At 64.7% G+C, this 20,014-nt stretch carries 16 protein-coding genes, 1 tRNA gene and 1 pseudogene; 12 read left to right on the top strand and 6 right to left on the bottom strand.

Annotated elements, in window-relative coordinates:
- On the bottom strand, positions 1–1,453 hold a 1,453-nt coding region (locus QHF83_RS50210; RefSeq protein WP_282425300.1), incomplete at its 3' end, for an IS66 family transposase.
- 47 nt (positions 1,454–1,500) lie between these two features.
- Positions 1,501–1,902 carry an IS66 family insertion sequence element accessory protein TnpB gene (tnpB, locus tag QHF83_RS50205; RefSeq protein ID WP_282425301.1) on the bottom strand — a complete coding sequence of 134 codons (402 nt, stop codon included), beginning with the start codon at positions 1,900–1,902 and terminating at the stop codon, positions 1,501–1,503.
- A 460-nt stretch (positions 1,903–2,362) separates the two neighbouring features.
- Here tnpB and QHF83_RS50200 point away from each other — a divergent pair, with 460 nt between their 5' ends.
- From QHF83_RS50200 to QHF83_RS50180, 5 genes are read left to right on the top strand one after another with little or no spacing between them, the layout of a single operon-like run.
- Complete coding sequence (locus tag QHF83_RS50200) at positions 2,363–3,280, top strand: hypothetical protein (protein WP_282425299.1); 918 nt, start codon at positions 2,363–2,365, stop codon at positions 3,278–3,280.
- 14 nt (positions 3,281–3,294) lie between these two features.
- Positions 3,295–3,681, top strand: coding sequence for a DUF4280 domain-containing protein (locus QHF83_RS50195; RefSeq protein WP_282425298.1), 387 nt, complete (start codon positions 3,295–3,297; stop codon positions 3,679–3,681).
- Between the two features lie 8 nt (positions 3,682–3,689).
- Positions 3,690–6,350: a type VI secretion system tip protein TssI/VgrG gene (gene tssI, locus QHF83_RS50190; RefSeq protein WP_282425297.1), complete on the top strand. Its 2,661-nt coding sequence runs from the start codon at positions 3,690–3,692 to the stop codon at positions 6,348–6,350.
- A 21-nt stretch (positions 6,351–6,371) separates the two neighbouring features.
- A complete protein-coding gene (locus QHF83_RS50185; RefSeq protein ID WP_282425296.1) occupies positions 6,372–8,486 on the top strand; it encodes a hypothetical protein in 2,115 nt (704 codons plus the stop codon).
- A gap of 8 nt (positions 8,487–8,494) precedes the next feature.
- Entirely contained in the window at positions 8,495–9,781 is a 1,287-nt protein-coding gene (locus QHF83_RS50180) for a hypothetical protein (RefSeq protein ID WP_282425295.1), read from the top strand.
- A 114-nt stretch (positions 9,782–9,895) separates the two neighbouring features.
- Here QHF83_RS50180 and QHF83_RS50175 read toward each other — a convergent pair whose 3' ends face one another.
- On the bottom strand, positions 9,896–10,078 hold the full coding sequence (locus QHF83_RS50175; RefSeq protein ID WP_282425294.1) for a hypothetical protein: 183 nt from the start codon (positions 10,076–10,078) through the stop codon (positions 9,896–9,898).
- A gap of 745 nt (positions 10,079–10,823) precedes the next feature.
- Positions 10,824–10,943, bottom strand: a pseudogene (locus tag QHF83_RS53645) (DDE-type integrase/transposase/recombinase); the annotation flags it as partial.
- A 196-nt stretch (positions 10,944–11,139) separates the two neighbouring features.
- On the opposite strand from QHF83_RS53645, the gene QHF83_RS50165 reads away from it, so the two are divergent.
- From QHF83_RS50165 to QHF83_RS50155, 3 genes are all read left to right on the top strand, one after another.
- A complete protein-coding gene (locus QHF83_RS50165) occupies positions 11,140–12,132 on the top strand; it encodes a Rieske 2Fe-2S domain-containing protein (RefSeq protein WP_282425293.1) in 993 nt (330 codons plus the stop codon).
- A 274-nt stretch (positions 12,133–12,406) separates the two neighbouring features.
- Positions 12,407–12,489: transfer RNA gene (locus QHF83_RS50160), tRNA-Leu, on the top strand.
- Positions 12,490–12,635: 146 nt separating this feature from the next.
- The gene (locus QHF83_RS50155) at positions 12,636–13,097 is read left to right on the top strand and encodes a hypothetical protein (protein WP_282425292.1); all 462 of its coding nucleotides are present in this window, start codon (positions 12,636–12,638) and stop codon (positions 13,095–13,097) included.
- Positions 13,098–13,487: 390 nt separating this feature from the next.
- Here the strand turns inward: QHF83_RS50155 and QHF83_RS50150 are convergent, their stop codons facing one another.
- Positions 13,488–13,895 (bottom strand): PQQ-binding-like beta-propeller repeat protein, encoded by a 408-nt coding sequence (locus QHF83_RS50150; protein WP_282425291.1) that lies wholly within the window; start codon positions 13,893–13,895, stop codon positions 13,488–13,490.
- Between the two features lie 111 nt (positions 13,896–14,006).
- On the opposite strand from QHF83_RS50150, the gene QHF83_RS50145 reads away from it, so the two are divergent.
- On the top strand, positions 14,007–14,366 hold the full coding sequence (locus QHF83_RS50145) for an arsenate reductase family protein (protein WP_282425290.1): 360 nt from the start codon (positions 14,007–14,009) through the stop codon (positions 14,364–14,366).
- A 21-nt stretch (positions 14,367–14,387) separates the two neighbouring features.
- On the opposite strand, the gene QHF83_RS50140 is transcribed toward QHF83_RS50145, so the two are convergent.
- Entirely contained in the window at positions 14,388–15,179 is a 792-nt protein-coding gene (locus QHF83_RS50140; protein WP_282425289.1) for a hypothetical protein, read from the bottom strand.
- 420 nt (positions 15,180–15,599) lie between these two features.
- On the opposite strand from QHF83_RS50140, the gene QHF83_RS53640 reads away from it, so the two are divergent.
- The 3 genes from QHF83_RS53640 to QHF83_RS50130 all read left to right on the top strand — a co-directional run bounded on the left by QHF83_RS53640 (position 15,600) and on the right by QHF83_RS50130 (position 19,894).
- Positions 15,600–16,028, top strand: coding sequence for a HEPN domain-containing protein (locus QHF83_RS53640; RefSeq protein WP_348980540.1), 429 nt, complete (start codon positions 15,600–15,602; stop codon positions 16,026–16,028).
- Positions 16,007–18,760: an NACHT domain-containing protein gene (locus tag QHF83_RS50135; RefSeq protein ID WP_282425288.1), complete on the top strand. Its 2,754-nt coding sequence runs from the start codon at positions 16,007–16,009 to the stop codon at positions 18,758–18,760. The genes QHF83_RS53640 and QHF83_RS50135 overlap by 22 nt, the downstream gene beginning before the upstream one ends.
- Positions 18,761–19,525: 765 nt before the next feature.
- Positions 19,526–19,894, top strand: coding sequence for a hypothetical protein (locus tag QHF83_RS50130; protein WP_282425287.1), 369 nt, complete (start codon positions 19,526–19,528; stop codon positions 19,892–19,894).
- Positions 19,895–20,014: the final 120 nt, after the last annotated feature.

Below are 20,014 nucleotides of genomic sequence, written 5' to 3'. Positions count from 1 at the left end.
GGTTCGACGAGCGGGCGCTGGAAACGGAGTCACGGCACGGATTGAGGCACCGGCGACGTACGCGAAAGCAGCCGGAAACGGCGACTCCCCGTGTCCTACGGCCACCGCGCCAGCGCTCGACTCTACCGAGGCGCAGCCGGCCGTCGTCGAGGAATCGTGTGAGGGGCGCCCACAGATTGCGAGCGTAGCCGATGGCCTGGCCGATGGGGCTCTTGGGCAAGGCCACGAGAGCCTGCACGTCGAGCCAGATGCGAAAGGTTTCGAGCACGGGCGTTGCGAGCCTCCGACGCTCCTCCGTCCGGCGAGCCGGCGGAAGGTCCTTGGTCTCGGCGTCGATTGCGTAAAGCTTTCCGATGAACCCGAGCGCCGCCAGCGCCCGCTCCTTGTCGGACGAGAGCGCCTTGAAGAAGCCGCGCCGGCAATGCGCCCAACAGCCGACCTCCGTCACTTCCTCGGTGCGATAGAGCAGCTCGTAGACATTGTGCGCGTCGGCGAGGACATACCCCTTGTAACCGCGCAGGAATTCCCGCGGCCCATCTTGCGTGTGTCGCGGCGTGAAGCGAAACAGGACGTGGTCCCGATCGGCGACGAGCACCCAGAAGTAGCCTCTCCGGCACTTCTCCTTCGCCTGAACCAGCACGCCGGTCGCATCCATGGCGATGCAATGCGCGCTTTTTGCGTCGACGGACATCGCGTCGACGATGTACCGGAGCAGGCCGCAGGAAGCGCTCACCCAGTTGCACAGGGTGGAGCGCGCGAGCGGGACACCTTGTCGCTCGTGGATCTTCTCCTGCCTGTGCAGCGGCAAGGAATCGGCGTGCTTGCTCACGAGCACGTGCGCGACCAGCCCAGGGCCTGCCATGCAGCGCGGAATCGGCGCCTCGGGTGCGGGCTCGATACGCACGCCGTCCTCGGGTTTGCCTCTCGTCGCGAACTTCGGACGAACGACCCGGACCCGCACGTAGCCCGCGGGCCGCCATTCCAGCGTTTCGCTCACCTCCTCGCCGATCCGCACGAGGGACGCGGCGCCTTCGCCCTTGGCCTCGAGCGGCAGCAACTCGATTTCGTGGACGGGCAGGTGCTCGGGCAGGCTCTGCCGCCCGTGCGGGGTGGCCCTGCGCTCCTTCTGCTTTGACTTGTTGCGCTCGGGCAGCTTCTCTCCGGCGGGCTGCTCGGAAGGCGGCTGTGCATCCGTCGATGGCTCGGAGAGCCGCTCGAGCCCGCCGAGCGCCTCGACGACCGCGTTGAACGCGAGCTGCGTCTGCGCAGGATCGACTTGCTCGGCCTTGCGGCCGAAGATATGGCGACGAAGCCGCTCGAGCTCGATGCTGGCGAGCTCGTAGAGCTTGCGATACTCGTCGCGCTCGTGGCGGAGTTCGTCTCGCTCGCGGGAGGCACCCGCGAGGCGACTCTCCAGGGCGGCGACCTTCACCTCGAGCTCAGGGTTTGTCACGGGAGCGTGCCATACACGCAACGCTTCGCCGTGTAAATAGAAAGGTTTTACTTGATGGAACCCGCCGCAAGCGCGCGGATGCGCTGCTTCGCCGGCGGGAGCTCTACGCCTTCGAGGATCCTGGCCATATCGGAGGCTCCGATCGGGATGCGCGTCGCGCCGGGCTCGAGCGCGAGCGGCACGCGAAACGTGCCGCGCTCGAGGCGCTTGTAGAGGAGGCAATAGCCCGTCCGATCCCACCAGAGGATCTTGACCCTGTCGGCTGTCTTGTTGAAGAACATGAACAGCGCGCCTGAGAGCGGATCCTCACGCAGCACCTCGCGCACGACGCCCGAGAGCCCATCGAACGAGCGCCGCAGATCGAGCCGCTCGGTGGCGACGTAAATGGCCATCCGCGCGGGGATCATGTAAGCGGCGGCGGCCGCGGCGGCGGCCGCGGCTGGTAGCATCAAGCACACATCGTCGTGCGAGGACTGAAGGACAACCAACCGCTCCTCGGGCAGACCGTCGACAAGCCAACGCCGGGCGGGGAGAAACATCCCGAGCGAGAGGCCGAGCCTCTCACGCGGGCATGTCGAGGAGCGACGACAGCTCGCCCGCGAATGCGCGGCGTCGATGACCGGCCGGGCGTGCCCTTCAGAAGAAATCGTAACCAGGGGCAAGCGACACGGAAACCTCGCTCGTTCGCCGCAAGCACGGGTCTGCTCAGAGTATTGATCGCTCGCGACGAACCGGCCGGTCCCGCCAGGAGCGCGCCGGCCGCCGCCAGGTCTGCGGGCGTCGAGCAAGACGTGGCTGGGCGAGATGTTGCCGAGGAACAGAGCCGCCAAGCGCACATGCGTTCTTCTGACGGCTTGCTGCCCAGCCGTAGAGGCACCCCTGCTCTCTGGTATAACGGCACCGGGACCCATGACCGACGACACCGCCCCGGAAGTCCTCGCGCTCCGCAAGGCCGTACGCCTCGACCGCTACGCCGAGATCCTCGCGCATGTCGTCCACTTCGGGACCGATCGTACTGAGGAGGTTGTGCAGCGCTTCGGCCTCACCCTCGAGCGCTGGCGTGCCGTCGATCAGGCATGGACCCGCGAACTCGCGCTGGGCCTGCAGCGACAACAACGCGAGCAAGCCCTGCGCTTCTCCGCCACGTTCAACGCCCGCAGAGAGCGCCTCGCCCGATTCCAGCCCCCTGTTGCCTCGATCGGCCACGCTTCCACAGAGGCCGCCGGGGCGCCGCAGGAGTTCACACCTCCGAACGCCATGCCGAAACCCTCGGGCCTACCGTCCTTCATGCTCGCGGCTGCCTCCGCGCCGCCAGCACCTCCTTTGCCCGCGGCGGTCTCACCATGGGCCGCCCCCGCGCTCATCCCCGTCCACACGGCGCCTCCGGCCACCACGAAGCCCTTGCCCTTCGTCGAGGGCATCCCCTCCACCGCGGCCCTGCGATCCGCCGTGGAACACGCGCAGGTCACGCAGGGCGCGCCACCTCTCGCATCTTCTCCGATGGGTGAAACGCTTCCGGCAAATGAGGAGATCTCTGCGATCGCTCGGAAGCTCCTCCCCTTCGGCACCCAAGCTTCCCGCAACGAACCTCCGACACGCGAACCCGAGCTCACGCTAGAACAGCACGCTTCCTTGCACGTCGAGCTCGACCTCGACCCCGAGCAGAGGTCCGAGATCCTGCGCCGTTACGGCCTCAGCGCCGAGCAACATGCGCGCCTGCACGCGACGTGGAACGCACGCATGGCCGTGGATCCGAAGCTCGCCGCGGCTTGGCAGCAAGCCGTCGCGCAGTATCGCGCCTGGATGTCCGGTACACGCGTGCGCTGACAGGAGCATGCTCGATGCCCAAGCTCGTCGTGAATGGCGCGAAGCTCAAGTGCAGCGAGGGAACAGCTCCCTCTACGCTGACGGTTCTGCCCCAGAACCCCGCAGATGCGATCGATCTGCCAGTGGCCACGGTGCTCGACCACAAGCCGATGGTGAACGTCGCCCCATTCGGCATGTGCAAGACGCAGGCGAACCCGCAAGTCGCGGCCGCCACGGCGGCAGCGCAGGGCGTGCTGACGCCGCAGCCGTGCGTCCCCGTGATTCCGGCGCCCTGGTCGGCGGGAGCAGCTCGGGTGACATTGCAGGAGCTGAAGGTCCTCACAGAAGGGTCGACGTGTATGTGTCAATGGGGCGGAACGGTTGAAATCACGGATCCGGGCAATTCAGTCGAGGTCGAGTAACGGACGCCATGCACACGACCACCACTCCTTCCGACGGCCGCATCTCCCTCTCCGCCGCCGCCTTTGGCCCCGATCCTCGCCCCGTCGTCCAGCTTTCCGGCGTCGAGGAGGTCTCCCACCCCTTCCGCTTCGTCGTTCACATCGTCGTCGAAGATCCCCGTGCCCTCGTCGATCGCCTCCTTGGCATGCCTGCGACGCTCACGCTCCGCGCGAGCAACGGGGCCGAGCGCCGCATCCACGGCGTCGTCGAGCGTGCCTCCGTCGGCACCTACCTCGCGGGCAACATCGAGGGGCACGAAGCCGTCCTCGAGCTCGTGCTCGTCCCGCAGCTCGCGCTCCTCGGGCATCGCACCCTGAGCCGTGTCTTCCAAGACATGGCGATGCCTGCCGCGGCATCGAGCGTCCTCGCCGAGCATCGCGTCGCGTTTCGCTGGAACGCCGCGCGCACCTACCCGCCGCGCGAGTATTGCGTGCAGTACCGCGAGTCTGATCTCTCGTTCATCGCGCGAATCGCTGCCGAGGCGGGCATCCACTACCACTTCGCCGACGCAGTCGAAGACACCGTGCTCGTCTTCTGCGATGCCGTGTCGCTCCTCAAGCCCGTTCCCGGAGCACCTCAGCTCAACGCGCGGCCGCTCGGCGACGACGTCGGAACGACGGCCAGCGATCGCCCGTTGCGGGAGGATCAAGTCGCCGGGTTTCACGTAATGCGTCGCGTGGCGCCCACGTCGGTGCTCATGCGCGACTACGACTTCGAGCGACCTCTGCTCGAGCTCCGCGGCAAGAGCGCGCCACTCGCTGCCCCCATCCTCCACGAGCAGGCGCCCATCCCAGCGCAGCCCACGCCTGGTTTGTCCCTCTACGAACATCACGGCGAGTACGAGGAGAGCAACGTGGACGGGGTCAACGCGACCATCCTCCTCGAACAGCTCCGGCACGACGCGGAGGTCGGCACGGGCGATACGGGCTGCCGTTTGCTCGCGCCGGGCTTCCTGATCGAGCTCCACGATCACCCGATCGCTGCGCTCAACGAGGCGTACGTGGTGACGCGCGTCGAGTACACCTATCAGCGCACGCGGTATCAGGCCCGTTTTCACGCGGTCCCGCAGCGGAAGCCCTACCGGCCGGCGCCGCCCGAGAGGCGTGTCGTGCAGACGCTCGAGAGCGCGACCGTAACCGGGCCCGCGGGCCAGGAGATCCACACCGACGAACATGGCCGCGTGCGCGTGCGCTTCCACTGGGATCTGCGAAGCGGTTCGGAAGAGCGAACGAGCTGTTTCGTGCGCGTCCTCCAGCCGTGGGCGGGAACCGGCTGGGGATCGCAGTTCATTCCGCGGATCGGCATGGAGGTGCTCGTCTCGTTCCTCGGCGGTGATCCCGATCGGCCCGTGGTGCTCGGCTCGATGGTCAACGCGACGCACCCGCACCCGTTCCCGCTGCCTTCGGCGACTCGTTCAGGCATCCGCACGTCGAGCACGCCGAACGCGCGGGGCTACAACGAACTCTCGTTCGAGGACGCGGCCGGCGCGGAAGAGCTGTTCCTGCGTGCCGAGCGAGACCTGCGCGAGAACGTGCAGAACGACCGCATCACCGACGTGGGACGCGATCGACATACGCGCGTGGCGCGAGACGATCACGCCTCGATCGAAGGGCTCAAGGTCACGCGCGTCGGCGGCGACGAGGTGCACGCCGTCGAAGGAAGCCTCTCCCTGAGCGTCAGCGGCGGCGCGAACCTCGCCGTCGCGGGAAACACGGTGGCAAGTGCACAGGGCGATCACACGATCGTGTCGACGGGCTCGGTCGCGGTCGATGCCGGCGGCGGCGTTCGTGTCGCGGGCGAGGACTTCATCACGCTGCGCGTGGATCACGCGGGAAACGCGGGCGAGATCACCGCGGACGTGGCCGGCGATGCACGAACGATGGCGACGCGCGAAGTGCTCATCCGCGGGGACGAGCGTGTGCGGCTACGGTCAGGCGACAACGAGATCCTTCTGACCCCCGAAGGGATCACTTTGAGGGCCAAGCAAATCCGGATCGAGGCCCTCGAGAAGCTCGATCTCGCAGGCAAGGGGCCATCCCTCTCGCTGGGCGACGAGGCCGAACTCGTCGCAAAGAAGGTGCGGATCTACGGCGAGAAGAGCGCGCTCGAGCTCGATCGAGACGCGCGTATCTGGGGCGACAACCTGAAGCTCCAGCCGCCGGCCAAGCCTCCGCCCGAGCGGGATCCCGAGACGAACGAGCCCAAGACGAAGCCTCTTTCCCTGCGTTTCCTCGACGACCAGCACGAGCCCTACGACGGCCGCACGTACCAGCTCGTCGCAGGCGGGCAACGCTTCCGCGGGGAGCTCGACGATGACGGCGTGCTGAAGGTGGACGTCCCCGAGAGCGCAGCGACGGCCGACGTCACGATCTGGATCGACACGTTCCCCGAGGGGCGGAGGCGTCGTTACTCGTTCCAGATCGGCGAGCTTCCGCCCGCGAAGACGCCGCGTGGCGCGAAGCAACGGCTCAAGAGCCTCGGTTACTTCCCCGGCGAGGTGAACGACGTTGCCGACGAAGCCTTGCGCCGCGCGCTGCAGTGGTTCCAGACCGACTACGATCTCGCCACGAAGACCGGCGCGCTCGATGGCAATACGGCCGCCGAGCTCGAGAAGCTGTTCGGCCAGTGAATCGGAGCTTGTGAGGGAACGATGGGAAGCCCGAAGCTATCGGTGACGAGCGACGGTCGCATCACGTCGGTGGCCTACACGGCCGAGACGAAGCTGCCTCCGATGATCCTCGTGGGCATCAACGACGCGGTCGCGGACGTGCCACCCGAAGCCACTTGGCTGTCGAAAACCGACTACAAGTTCGAGCATTTCGTCTCGCCCGAGGAGATGAAGAGCGCGGACTTCCTCGAGCACGTGCTCCAGTGGATCTATGCGCGCCTCGATGCGGGCGGCTCAACGATGAACGCGGACCTGTCCGGGCCGATCCACGGATATCTGCGCGAGGCGTGGAAGAGCCAGGAGCCCATTATCCTCGACTGGGCCGAGGATCCGATGGGCCTGGAGGAGCAATGGGCGCAGGTCTTCTCGGAGCTCTTCTCGGCCATCAACTACGACGGCACGGGCGTCGGCTACAAGATGGGGGAAGGCGACGACAAGGCGTGGGATGAATACATCTTCTCGCGGCTGCAAAGCGAGTACCTCGAGCACGCGGCCGTCCGGAAACAGAAGATGGTCGGCGGGCAGGCGAAGATCGACACGATCGGACGCAGCGTGACGTCGTGGGAGGAGCCGCAGCAGCGTTTCATCGCGGATGCCGAGGACGCGGCGCGGAGTTGGAAACCGAACGAGGACCCGGCGTCGCCGATGTGCTGCGCGTGCCAATACCTCGCGACGTTTGGCCTGATCGCGCGTGGATATCGCATCGAGTATGCGAAGAGGGAGCTTCAGTACATCAAGGGCGTGGTCGGTCTCTCGGCGGCACCGGCGGACGGGTTCAAGATCCTGGATTGGTCCTGGAAGGACGACAAGCCGGTACGGGAAGTGGCGAAGATGTGCGCGGAGTCGCCGCCGCTCGCGCCCGGATCGGTGTACACGTATCACAAGCATCACCAACTGGCGAATGTCAGCGTTCAGGTGAAGGCCGTTGTTTACCCAAATGACAGTCGCGTTGCGGCCCTGACGTCCCTTATCGAGCTTGAAACCAGCAAGAGGAGAGACAAACTCAAAGAGGTGGTCGCCGCGATCGAGCAGAAAGAAACAGCTAGTTTCGAGGGGCAAAAGGACACGCCTGGTGCCGAGCTCCGTCCCGTGAAAGTGAGCTGGCAAGGCCAGCCGGGCGGCTCGCACATCCACCAAATCCTGCGCATCCACAAGGACAAGACTCGCGTCCAGCTCTTCGATGCGAACGGCGGGAGCCAGTCGAGGAGCGCAATGGAGGCGGAGAAGGACGGCGATGGCCGCTCTCTCGGTCGTGGCCTCGTGCTCGAGCCCGGAACGGGGGCGAACATGGATACGCGGGCCTTCTCGAGCGTTTACAGCTTGGATTCGGGCCCGAACGGGGTGGGGATCCCCAAGACGGTGCCCGATCTGCAGCGGCAAATCGAGGTGATGAAAAAGGCTAGGCCCGTCGGCCTCGCGCGGCTCGTGCTGACGGAGCGCAAGGCGACGACGACGGAGCTCATGCCCGAGCACGTGCTCTTCGTGAGCAAGCTCCTCCGGACCTACGGGGACGAGGACCATCAGAACTACACGGTGACCCGTTATCTCTGGTCGCTCCGGAACACGCCCGGTTTTTCCTCGGTGCAGCCATGGTGGTTTCTGTTTCTTCCGATCGGCGTGCTCGCGCGGAGCATGTGGGCTGTCGGAGCGCGAAAGATGAAGCTCTCGGATTTCATGGCCAAGCACGGCCCCCATGCGCCGAAGGGGAGCAGCTGGTTCCGGTTCGGCGGAGACGGCGGGCTCTCGATCGACGTGAACTACTGCGAGGCGCAAGTCCTCACGAACGTCGCTGACCCGGCGTTTCCAGGGCGCGCGAAGAGCATCCGGCGGTTGAAGAGCGAACCGGTGCAACCGAACGGCGCGCGGCTCGTGGCCGAGGGAATGACGATGGTGCCCGCTGCCTTCACCAAGGCACTGCCAGGAGTTCCGGGCCCTCGAAACATGATCCTGCCCGTATACGAAAAAGGTAACACCGTCGCGCATACCACGGATGCGGTCCTCGCATGGGACTTCACCTACGTCAGGTCCGATGTCGAGGGGGCCGAGCGGCTACGCACCCTCACAGGCCCATTGCTAGATTATTTCAGGGAAGGATGACGTCCGCCATGATGCGAATCGCTCGCCTTTCGGCGCGGGGGAAGTGGGCTCTCCTCGCAGGGGTCGTCGGGGTCGTGAGCTGCAACCGAGAGAAGGCGACGCCGCAGCCGGAGCCTGCTGTCTCGAACGCGCCCGCGCCGATCCCCTCGGGGTCGTCGAGCGCCGGGAGCCAGGCGCAGCGTGCGGCGTGGCGGATGTCGGCGAACGAGCGGTTCGAGGCGCTTTGGAAGCAATGCGACGAGGGGGCGGTGAAGGGCTGCGAAGACACGCTGGTCCTTGTGCTCGAGGCAGAGCACGCCTACGGGGCCCAACCCTTCGGGCGGCCCAACGTCGAGCGTGTCCCAGCCATCGCGAGGCGCGGCTGCGACCTCGGGAGCAAACTTGCCTGCGCGTTCATCAAGAGGGCGGAGGTCGACAAGCTCGAAGTTCGCTACGACGAGCGCTGGAACGCGATGGTGAAGGACCTCTGCGATACCGGAGGAGACCCGCTCTGCCTATCGTACCGTTTCGGATCCACGATCGATTCGTCCGCTTGGTCGCCGAAGGCTTGCGAGCGGGGCCTTGGCACCGAGTGTCTCACCATCGTGAACAGCTCCGGCGACGACAGCATCGCGACCGATGCCGATCGGAAGCGCTTCGCGCAGAAGGCATGCGATACGTATATCCAGACCTGTCACGACCTCGTTCGAAGTCTCCTGTGGGAACATCCGGAGCGGAAGGCATGGCAGGAGGTGCGCGCTATTCACGAGCGGATCGCGTCCGAACAATCGAAGCGCTGCGCCGAGGGGCATCCGACGTGCGGTGACGCGGCTTATTCGATGCTCGAGCTGGGGCGCGACTTCGCCGAGACGCGCCGATATGCCGAGGCAGGGCTCGAGGACGAGGACCAGCTCGCGGCGTACGTCCTGGGTCGGCTCGCCGAGGAGGGCCTCGGGCAACCGGCCGATCCGGCAAGGGCCGCAAAACTCTACGAGAAGTGCGGCTTTATCACGCACGATGACGAGAAGTTCTGTCACGCTCGGCTGGCCGCGCTCTACGAGGAGGGGCGAGGCGTCCCGAAGGACCTGAAGGTGGCCTTGAAGCACGCCCAGCTCGGCAAACACTGGGGGCGACCGACCCCCACGGTGCTGCGTTACTTCCGCCTGCTCCGCGAGCAATTGCCATCCCCGCCGACAGACGAGCTCGTGAAGAAGGTCAAGGGCAATTGCTTCGAGAGACTCGACCAGCGTTGTCCAATGTTGTGGAAGCTCGTCGAGGAGGGGAAGCCGATTCCGGAGGCGTTGCCGGAGCGGTAGCGGGTCGTCCGGAGGACTGGTGTTGGGGAGCACGCTTTCACGATGCTCCGATCAATGGTTTCGAGGACGCGTCCGCTCGCCCCCGTTGCCAGAGCGTTACCTCGACCGTGGCTCTCAGGACCTCCCCCGGCGCGACCGCGTCGGACCCTCTGCCTCGCCGATGCCGCTCTCGCCCTTCGCCATCCTCACCTCCACCTCCGGCAACAGGAAGATCTCCACCAACCCTTGAAGCAGCCTCACCATCTCGAAGTTCCCTTCCAGCGCCGCCGCCACCTGTGCCTGCCTGATCAACCTCACGGCTGGAGACTCCTCGGTCAGGGTGGACGACACGTGCCGCCCGGCCTGGTCGTCCCCCTCGTCACCGCCCTCGTCTTGGCCCTCTGGCCCCCCATACGAAAAGGCGACACCGCCCCCAGTTTCGGCGATTCCAGGTTCCAACCGTCGCGACCCGTCGTCAGAACCCGCCGGATCGCACGGATCGCCACCGTTCGCGACGGCTGGCTCGCCTTTAAAATCCGCGACCCGAGAGGGCGCCCGGTTCGAGTCCGGGTGGGGCTACTGGCGGTGAAGAGGCTGGGGTTGTGATCGCAGGAGGGGCGGCAGTCGAGGCCGCAGCAGTGATCGTTGCTATCAGGGCCAGGGTACGCGGAGTAGGAGACCTGGTTGGCCTTGGTGGTGCTCTCCGTGTACAGGTTTGGATTGCAATGGCAACGTAGGCGTACGAATTGGGGTCATGCTAAGCCGTCGATTCGAGGTGAATGCCGCAGGCATGGAACGCACAGATCGGCTCGCCATTGCTTCCGCGCTCGGGTGTGCTTCTGCCCGAAAGGACGAAAATGGCCTCTACCCGGTCCGCCGGGGCGGACGAGCGCGCGGCTTGGTGGCGCCTCCTTTTGCGGACTGCATCCTTTGCAGCGGATCGCCGTTGTCGTCCTTGCTGGCGTAGGGACTCCTGCGGTCGGAGTGGTGCACCAAGCCCGCTGCCGGCCGGCGCACGCGCGAGCGCCCACTCGAGCGCTGCGCGCGCGAGGGCGCGGTCGTTCTGTTCGCCCCTCGCGGAGCCGACGACCCGCCGCGAGAACAGGTTGAGAATCGCAGCCAGGTACAGCCAGCCCTCGGCCGTCGGGATGTACGTCACGTCGGTCACCCACGCCTCGCTGGGCGCCGACGTCGACCTCCGCAGCCCTCACCCGCGACCTTCGCGATGCTCCGCTCCCCTACCTGGCAGAGACGAGCCACCTCTGCCTTGACCTCCGCCCTGAACGAGCTCCGCTTCCGCCTCGCCAAGGTGTCCACGGATCCGGAAGAGGATCAGTCTGCAGACGAGGACCCCTTGTAGATTGTATGCTCGCCTGAGCATGGCCCAACGCAAGCAACAGCGCTACGAGCTACCACCCTACACCGAAGGATGGTTTCAGATGGGCTGGAGCGACGATCTCGCGATCGGTCAGCTCCGCCAGCTCCGTCACTTCGGCCGCACCTATGTCATGTTCCGCGGCGCCGACGGACGTGTCGGAGTCCTCGACGACGTCTGCCCGCACCTCGGAGCCCACCTGTCCGAGGGCGGCTGCGTGCGCGGAAACTCGGTGCGCTGCCCCTACCATCATTGGGCCTTCGACGCCGGCGGCCGCTGCACTGACATCCCCTACGCGACCAAGATCCCGGTCAAGGCCCGGATCACCGCGCACGCTGTCGTCGAGCGCTACGGCATGATCTTCATGTACCGCAACAAGGCTGGCACCGCGCCGGCCCGCGACCTGCCGACGATGGACGACTTCGACGAATCCTCGTACATGCGACCGGCGAAGTACGAGTTCGAAGTCGAGATCCACGGTCAGGACATCATGGAGAACTCGGTTGACAGCCCGCATTTCTCCGCGGTGCACGGCCACGACATGCCGGTCAACACCTTCCGCGAGGTGGGCCATGAGCTGCGGGTCACCCAGCAGACATCGGTGCGACGCTTCGGCACCACCCTGCGCGCTCGTCTCGAGTTCCACCTGATCGAGCCCGGCTTTCATTACGTACACTTCCCGGAGATGCCGGGCCCGGCCGCGCATGTCTTCTCCTCGATCGTCCCCATCGACGAGCGGCGGGTTTGCCACCGGCTCTCCTTGCGGATCAAGCGCTCGTGGGTTCCGGGCTTCTCGCTCGTCGCCCGCCAGTTCCTGCTGTGGCAGATGATGAAGACCTACCGCGAGGACATGCGGATATGGCAGAGCAAGGAGTACCTGCCGCACCCCGTCCTGTGCGAGGGCGACGGCTCGATCATGAAGCTGCGCGCCTGGTACCGCCAGTTCTTCGACCCCGACGAGCCGTCCGTCCGCCGCCTCGACGTACTGTCTAGCTGAGGGGTTGGGTCCCCCTTCTCGCGCGGGCGCCTCCGCTCGTCACGCTCACCGGCACCACGGGGATCGGCAAGACCGCGCTCGCGGTGCGCCTCGTTGCCAGGTTCGAGGATCCCTCCCATGACGGACGAGCGAGGAGGGGCGAGGGGGGAAGAGGGGGCGGGGAGGGTGGTCATGACCGGGGGAGAAGGTGTATACAGGCAGGTCGAGGCGGACGGGAGCCGAGGCGGGAGCGAAGGGAGGAAGGACGAGGAGGCAGCAGAGGTACGGTGGATTGGGCCTCGTGGCGAAATGGCAGACGCAGGAGATTTAAAATCTTCAGCCCGCAAGGGCGTCCCGGTTCGAGTCCGGGCGGGGCTACTGAGCGAGAATCACAGCGGTTAGGGCGAACGGACGTCCCCGCGCAGCCCGCACCCGTCGAAGCAGCGGGTCCGGACCGTGGCCGCCCTGTCATGACGCGCCCCGTCACCCTTGACTTCGCCGGGCGAAGGAGCGAGGTGTGCAGGATGCACGCTCCCATTTCCCAGGACAAACCCTCCCTCGCGTGCCGGCTTTCCGGCGCTCTCCTCGCGATCGCCGTGCTCGTCGGCCCCGCCTCCGCGGCCGCGGACTTGATCGGACCGGCGGAAGAGGCCTGTCAAAACAAGGCCGCCGGTGATGCGTGCGCCGAGCCCGCAGGCGCGGCCGGCACGTGCGTCGCCTCCGAGGCCCTCGGGGGGCGGCAGCGGCTGCGCTGCGTGGCGGGCGCGAATGCCCCGACGGGGGCGAAGACCGCGACCCCGCAGCCCGCCGACGCAAAAGCGCCTGCGCCCACGCCGTCCGCCGCGACCGGGTCCGTGGCCGAGAAAAAGGGCTGCTCCGTGTCCGCCGCGGGAAGCTCGAACGAAGGCGCGCCGCTCGGGATCACCGTCGCCCTGGCCGCGCTCGCCATTTGCCGAGCGAAGCGCCGCGCGCGGCCCGCGGCGTGAGGGGTGGACTGGTTCTGAGCATTCGATTTCACGCAGGTCGTCGAGATCCCCATTTACGTCTACGGGAGCAGAATCGCGCTCTCGATCCGGTCCCGCGCTCTCCCTGACGCGTGGGACCGGCGAGACTTGGCGGGTCAGTGATTCACCGCATGCCGAGGATTCGCAGCGCCGTGTCCCGCGCCTCGGGGCGAGTGCCCCGGAACCGAAGTTCGTAAAAATTCTCGGTGCATCGGTACAAATCCCGACCTCGACTACGAGACGGGCAAGGTCATCGGCCGGGGGCCAGCGAGGGCAAGGGCGTGGTCGAGCTCGTGCTCCCTGGCCGGGCGCCTCACATGCGCCCGGCGTTTCGGGACGCGTGCGGCCTGATGAGGATTCGATGCTCGGCGGTTATCGAGCGCGATCGATCTGCGCGACGTTGCCTGGCACGCCGAGGGCGACGGAGCTCGTGCCCATGCCCGTGAAAGGGTGATGCCAGAGCAGCGCGCCCGTGTTCACGTCCACGCAGCCGGCCTCGCCGACAGCACCGAAAAAGATCTCGTTGCCGTCGACCAAGATCGAATCTATCCACACCGGCACGCTCGTTTGCCACAAGACCTGACCGGTCTCGTAGGCGAGGCAGACGAGCTCCTTGCCATAACCGAGCAGCACGCGTTCGGGCGCGAACAAGAGCCGCACCAGGTACGGCTCGTGCTTCTGCTTCCATACGACCTTGCCAGTGCGACGCTCGACCGCGAGGACATGCCCTCCGAAGGCGAGAACGAGCAGCGGGGCGTGCGGGTCCTGATGTCGATACATGGTTCCTCCGAGGCGGCAGGATCGCACGGTCGCAGGGGTCGCGCGAGCGCTCGGACGACGATCGAGCGAGAGCGCCCTGTTCGCGCGCGCCCGTGCTAGGGTGGCCCTCCCGTGATCCAGATTTTCGGCACGACGAAATGCAAAGCGACGCGTGCGGCGCAGCGGTTCTTCGCGGAGCGCGGCATCAAGGTGCAGAGCGTCGACCTGCGCGAAAAGGGCCTCTCCAAGGGAGAGCTCGCGAGCGTCGCGCGCGCCGTGGGCGGCATGCGCGCGCTCTACGATGCGGAGAGTCCACGCGTGAAGGAGCGCGGGCTGCAGTACAGCGCCCCGACCGAGGCACGCCTCGCCGAGCTGCTCTTGGAAGATCCGCAGCTGCTCCGCACGCCGATCGTGCGCTCCGGGGCGCGCGCGGCGGTGGGCGCGGCCGAGCCCGCATGGAAGGAGCTCGCGGACGCCGAGAAGGCGCGGTGAAGGGCGTTCGCGTCCGGATGCTCAGGCGGGGGCGGCCTGCCCGTTGATCCTGTCCGCGGGTACGGCCGTCTTCTTGCGTGGCGCGAGGGTCCGCGATTGAAGCGGCGGGACGTGCTGGTCCACCTCGTCGCCCCATAACCACATTCCGACCCGGCGAAGCTCGCGGTGACGCTGGCCGAGCAGCGTCCATAGGCGATCGCGTGCATTGACGCTGTCGAGGGCCGGGTCCTTGCTTTTCGTTCCTTTGGGCTTGAGGCGCTTCAGGAGATCGGTCCCGACGGTCGCGGCTTCTTTGATGTTCGCAGCGGTGACGGCGGTCTTGCCCTTGATGTCTTTCGCGTGCTTGGTGAAGAGGGCCGCGAGGTCGACGCAATCTTGAGCGAGGTCGATGCCGCCCTTGCCCGCGCGGATCTTCTCGACGGCGCGCGCAGGAAGGATGCCTGCGGCGGCGAGGGCGTCGGCGGATTTGATGAACACGTCGCGAAGCACGCGCGCCTGTTCCATCAGGGCGGGGGTGGACCCGTCGCTCGAACGGTCGACCTGCGCGGCGGCATAGATGACGGCGAGCGCGAGGTCGTCGAGTTTCTGGAGTTCTGCGACGTCGACTTTCGGCAGCTCCTCGGCGATCCGGGCGGTATGCGGCGCGATGGCGTCGAGGCCGCTCTTGACGTTGTGGTACGCGAGGGAGGCGTCAGCGCGGAAGGTGCGGACGTCGGCCTCGGGGAGGTCTTGCGCGGCGGGGAGGAAGTCGTCGTAGGCTTTCTGGGAGCCAACGATGTCGGGTGATTCGAGCTTGCTGGGTTTGGTGGGCATGACGGGTGAGGGTAAGTACAGGTTGAGCGGTTGGCAAGAGTGAGGCGTTGGGGGAACGGAAGGGTGGAGCGGTTCGGGAGAGCAAAAGGTTTGGTCGGCGGAAGGGGGAGAGGGTGGCGGGAGGGGGAAGGTTTGGGGGGAGGGGAAGGGTGGAGCGGTTCGGGGGAGCAAAAGGTTTGGTCGGCGGAAGGGTGGAGCGGTTCGGGGGAGTGAAAGGTTGGGGGCGGGGAAGGGTGGGAGGGATGCGGTGCGTCAGGGGTGGGGGAGGGGGTGGGGGTTGGTATGGGTGGGCAGTAGGAGGCGCCGCCAAGTTGGCATCATGGCCCTTCGTGCTGCTTGCGCGAAGAAGGAAAAATCTGATACTCCGGCATGGCTGCAAGCGTCCAGGCCACGCGGTAAACTCTCAACCGCTGGTGCGACATGTCATACCATGGCGCATTCGGCAACTTTCACAACATGTCTGGGTTGTCAGAACCATTGGCGAAGACACCGACCCAATTTCTCTTCCTAGCTCAGCGCCGTCTGCAGGAAGCAGTGGTTTTGCTGAAGGCGCGGGAGTGGGCGGGCTCCCTATATCTTGCAGGCTATGTCGTGGAGTGCGCAATGAAGGCCTTGGTCGCGAAGAAGAAGGGAGGGCGACTGCCCGCAGAGTACCAGACCCATGACCTCGTCAAATTACGCAATGAAGTTCTAATGTACGTTACGGATGAGCATGCCGTCATTATGCAATCTATCCCGGAGTGGAGCCATCTCCTGCGGTACAATTGTTCCCGACCGCCAGCGGCCATGGTAGTCAAGTTCATTGAGTGTGCAAAGGAGGGGCTTCGATGCATGCAGACGTACACTTGATCGAGTCCGCGCTGCAGTCAGAGCTGGAGCGCATCGGAATTGAGGACGCTTCCGTTGTCGTAACAATGCTGGATAAATCGGCACAAAGTTATATTGTGTCGGTAGTATCCGATGCCTTTGATGGCCAAACGTACCTTGATCGCGAAATGCGGGTGCGGCCTGCTGTCGCGCGTGCTTTCGGAGCCAGTAAGCTTCCTCGTGCGAGTTACGTAATAGAGCCGAAAACCCGGGAAGAATTGTCTGTTGAGACCGAAATAGAAGTCGGCGCTGGGACGCCAGCCCCAGGCGATATCATCGAAGCCGAAGAACGGTCTGCTCGTAAGCTGTGGCGCGAGGAACGGGAAGCTGTATTGCGGGCGTTGTCCGACAGTAACTATGAGCTTCATCCAATCGAGGTTGATGCGGTTTATGTTGCATCGAGAAAGCAACTGTCGGAACAGCGTGTAGTGATCGGGTTCGCGCAGTCAACTAAGGCCAGGACCGTTGACCTGCAAGTTCGTAATACACTGCAGACTGTTCGCCAAGCGCAGCAGATGCATGCGGCATATTACCTAGCGCCCCAGGTTCCAGTAGCGCCATTCGCGAATCAGCAAAAAGCGCCCTGGTTGACGCTAAGTACACCAGCGGAATTTCTTCATACGCTCAATGAATCGACGTTGCTTGCCAAAAATCTGAAGCAGCAATGCGAGGGGGTTCTTGGTAACTCGTCGATAGGCGTTAATGGGCAAGTGATCGAGCCGGATGTGAAAGCGTCGGCGCAAGCGGGTTCCGTAACCAAGTTCTTTGATAAGATCGAGGAGTGGCTTTCGGGGGCAGCCGCGTCATTTTTGGTGGTTATGGCACCGGCTGGACACGGCAAGACTACTCTCACCCTTGAATTGGCACGGAGACTTGCAGAGCGACACGCTCAGGACCAGAATGAAGCGGTGCCACTTCTTGTCCCATTTGAGTCAGTGCGTCGACTCGTAGACTTTGAATCGCTAATGTACAAGAGATTTGCGGAGCTACGCTCGGGTGCGTTTGGAGCTTTTCGCGAACTGCTGCGCATGCGTAAGGCTGTCCTTCTCGTTGATGGATTCGACGAGTTGGCAGATGACGCTGGGTTGGAGGTGGCTGAGCATCAGGTTCGCTCGATGCGCGCATTAGTTCAAGGCGGAGCAAAAGTATTGTTGGCGGGTCGTTCTATCTTCACGCAGCAGTTCGCCGGGGGTAAGTCAATAGAAGAGCGCGTGCGCGGGCTTCTTGGCGATATCGATGTTGATGTGATCGAAATCTTGCCGTTTAACGAGGAGCAGATTAGGTCGTATGTTGACACTCGGTACGACTTGAGTGGGCCTCAGCGCGAGTCGTTGATTGCGCTGGCTACTTCCACTCCTGATCAATTGGCAATCTGTGCGAATCCTCTTTTTTTGAGAATACTTGCGTCGCTCGCTCGGGATAACAAACTGCCTGAAGAGGGAGAGGCAGGCGTCGGGATCGATATTATTGTAAACAAGGTCTGTGAGCGCGAGGAAATCCGCCAGGAGCTCGGTATCGGAGTTGAAGGGCAGCTCCAATTCCTGGGGTGGATTGCCAGTGAGGCGTTTGTGAATGGGAAAGCTGGCATTCCCGAGGGTGATGCGACTGCGATAGCAGATCTGTTTATTGGTCAAAGTGCGTCGAATTTGCAGGGTAAGCTGGTTCAGGGATTGCTGAATCATGCCCTCCTGTCTTCAGTCCAGCGAGGGGGGGTTCGCATTGTGGAATTTATTCACCCGTATATACGGGACGTGATTCTCGGTCGTTACTTGATGTCAGATGTCATCCCCGACAAGGCGAGCGAGGACGAGTCGACCCGTAAGCTGGATCGGTTCCTCCAAGCGCGCGATTTGCCTGAAGGAACTGTTCGGTACCTGGCGCGAACTGGTCGAATAACGCAGATGCTTGCGCTCTTGAGGACCACGTGGCTGTCTGAGCATGCACGTCTTAGATCACAGTCTCGGCGTAACTTGTTTAGAATCGCGACACGGATGTCCCAGTTCCGAGACCGTGGGAACCCTCGGCAGTGGGCTGACAGATCATGGCTGCGTGATAATGCACTTGTTTCGCTGGATCTGTCTGGTCTCCTGATCGAAAGTATCTCGTTCGACGGTATGTCGCTACAGAAGTGTAACCTCAACGGCACAGTCTTTGAAGATTGCGATCTGTGCGACACTGAACTTGTTGACTGTTCTATGGAGGCAGCCACATTCATTTCGTGCCTTGGAAACAAGAGCACTAGAATAGTCGGCGGAATGATCTCGGACGTGGAAGTTCGCTCGGAGGCAGCGGAGGTTATTCGCGTCAACACGCCGGCAGAACTGATCCAGGCAATAGAGTCGGAGCTTGAGCCCCACAGCGTGGTGCCGACGACTGAAGACGTGGTCGCGAAATCCAAGGATTTGTTGCGTGGTGTACTGCAACAGTTGGTCGAGACCAGTCCGGCGGCACGGTTCCATCGCATCACTAGAGAAAATATCCGCAACTTTGGTCGAGACGATCGCGAGAGACTGGCAGTCGATCGCGTGCTCATTCCCATTGTCGTAGGGAAGCTGTGCGAGGTTACGCTAGCAGCGGGATCCCGCGAGGTGGTGGAGTTAGACAAAAGGTGGCATCGGGCGGTGGTGCAGTTCCTCCAAAGCAATCGTGTGGCTTCAGCTCTGGAGGAACCCATTAGCCAAATTGCGATGCGTGCTGCTAGGTTCTTGGGCTGACGTGCTCACCCACAACGCGGCGTCATGGAGCTGCGCCACATGCCGCCGCGTCGCCGCCGACCGCTCCGGCGGAATCCCCCGCATGACAGCCGCCGTATCATCGACCGTCAGCTTCTCGATCCGCACCTCCCCAATCCCGGGATACACGTACCGACGCAGCCGCCCGACATCCTCCTCGGCGCTCCGCTTCACCCGGACATGGTCCGGATGCTCCCGCGCGAGCTCTCCGTTCGTCCACCGCCTCCGACCTCTTCGACGATCGGCGCCCTGCCTCTCAGCCGCAGCCGCGAAGACGGTGCGCCGCGTGGCGGAGGCGCACGCGCAGGCCAAAACAGTGCTCCCCGCCCTTCGCCGATCCTGCCGACGCCACCTCAGGCCCTACCCGTTTTCAGAATTGTCTCGGCGCGACGTGCGCCCGACAGCACGCCGCGATCTCCTTGCTGCTCTCGGCCCGGAAGTGGTCGAGCGTGTCCATCATCATAATTGACGATCTTCGCTTCTCGCCCGGCCTTGATGAGCGCATCGGCCAGGCGCCAGACATGGGCGTCGAACGGGACGCGCCAATCCTGCGTGCCCCCGAGCAGAGGCACAGGGGCCTGGATCTCGGCCGCCCACGCGAGCACGCTTCGCCGCTGGAGCTCTTCGGCGCGGTGGGCTTCGTAGCCGGGAATGAGCTCGCGGAAGTGCTGCGTACCACCTCGCCCACCCCCGTCCTGACACCGACGGCTCGCTCCTCCGACGCTGGTGCCCCGAAGGGAGCACCCGATGCGGAACCATCAGCGAGCGGCGGCGATTCGTGCAGAGATCGAGCAGGACGAGGGTCGAGGACGGGGGAAGGCGTACCCCGAGCATGTACGTCGACGCGCGATCGAATACTTCTGGTCGCGGCGTGACGAGGGAGCGACGATCGCAGAGATTGGCCCTGAGATCGGCTTGCACTGGCGGACGTTGTACGGCTGGGCCAAGGGCGCGGCGCCGCCGGAACTACCGGATGGCAAGTTTTCCCCCGTCGAGATCATTGACGTGCCGGTGACGCATGCAGGCGGACCTTTCGTCGTGCACCACCGCTCGGGACTGCGCGTCGAGGGACTCGACCTCGACGCGCTCGCCGAGCTGTTGCGGAGGCTGTCGTGATCGGCTCGACGCGGCAGGTCAGGGTCTACGCGTATCGAGAGCCCGTCGACATGCGGAAATCATTCGACACCCTCACGGCGCTCGTCGCTCAGGGCCTTCGCCGCGACGTGATGTCGGGTG

The organism is Polyangium sp. 15x6, from assembly GCF_029960785.1.
Classification (GTDB): domain Bacteria; phylum Myxococcota_A; class Polyangia; order Polyangiales; family Polyangiaceae; genus Polyangium.
Note: the sequence above shows the minus strand (reverse complement) of the source record. Positions and strands in the feature narration are given on the sequence as shown.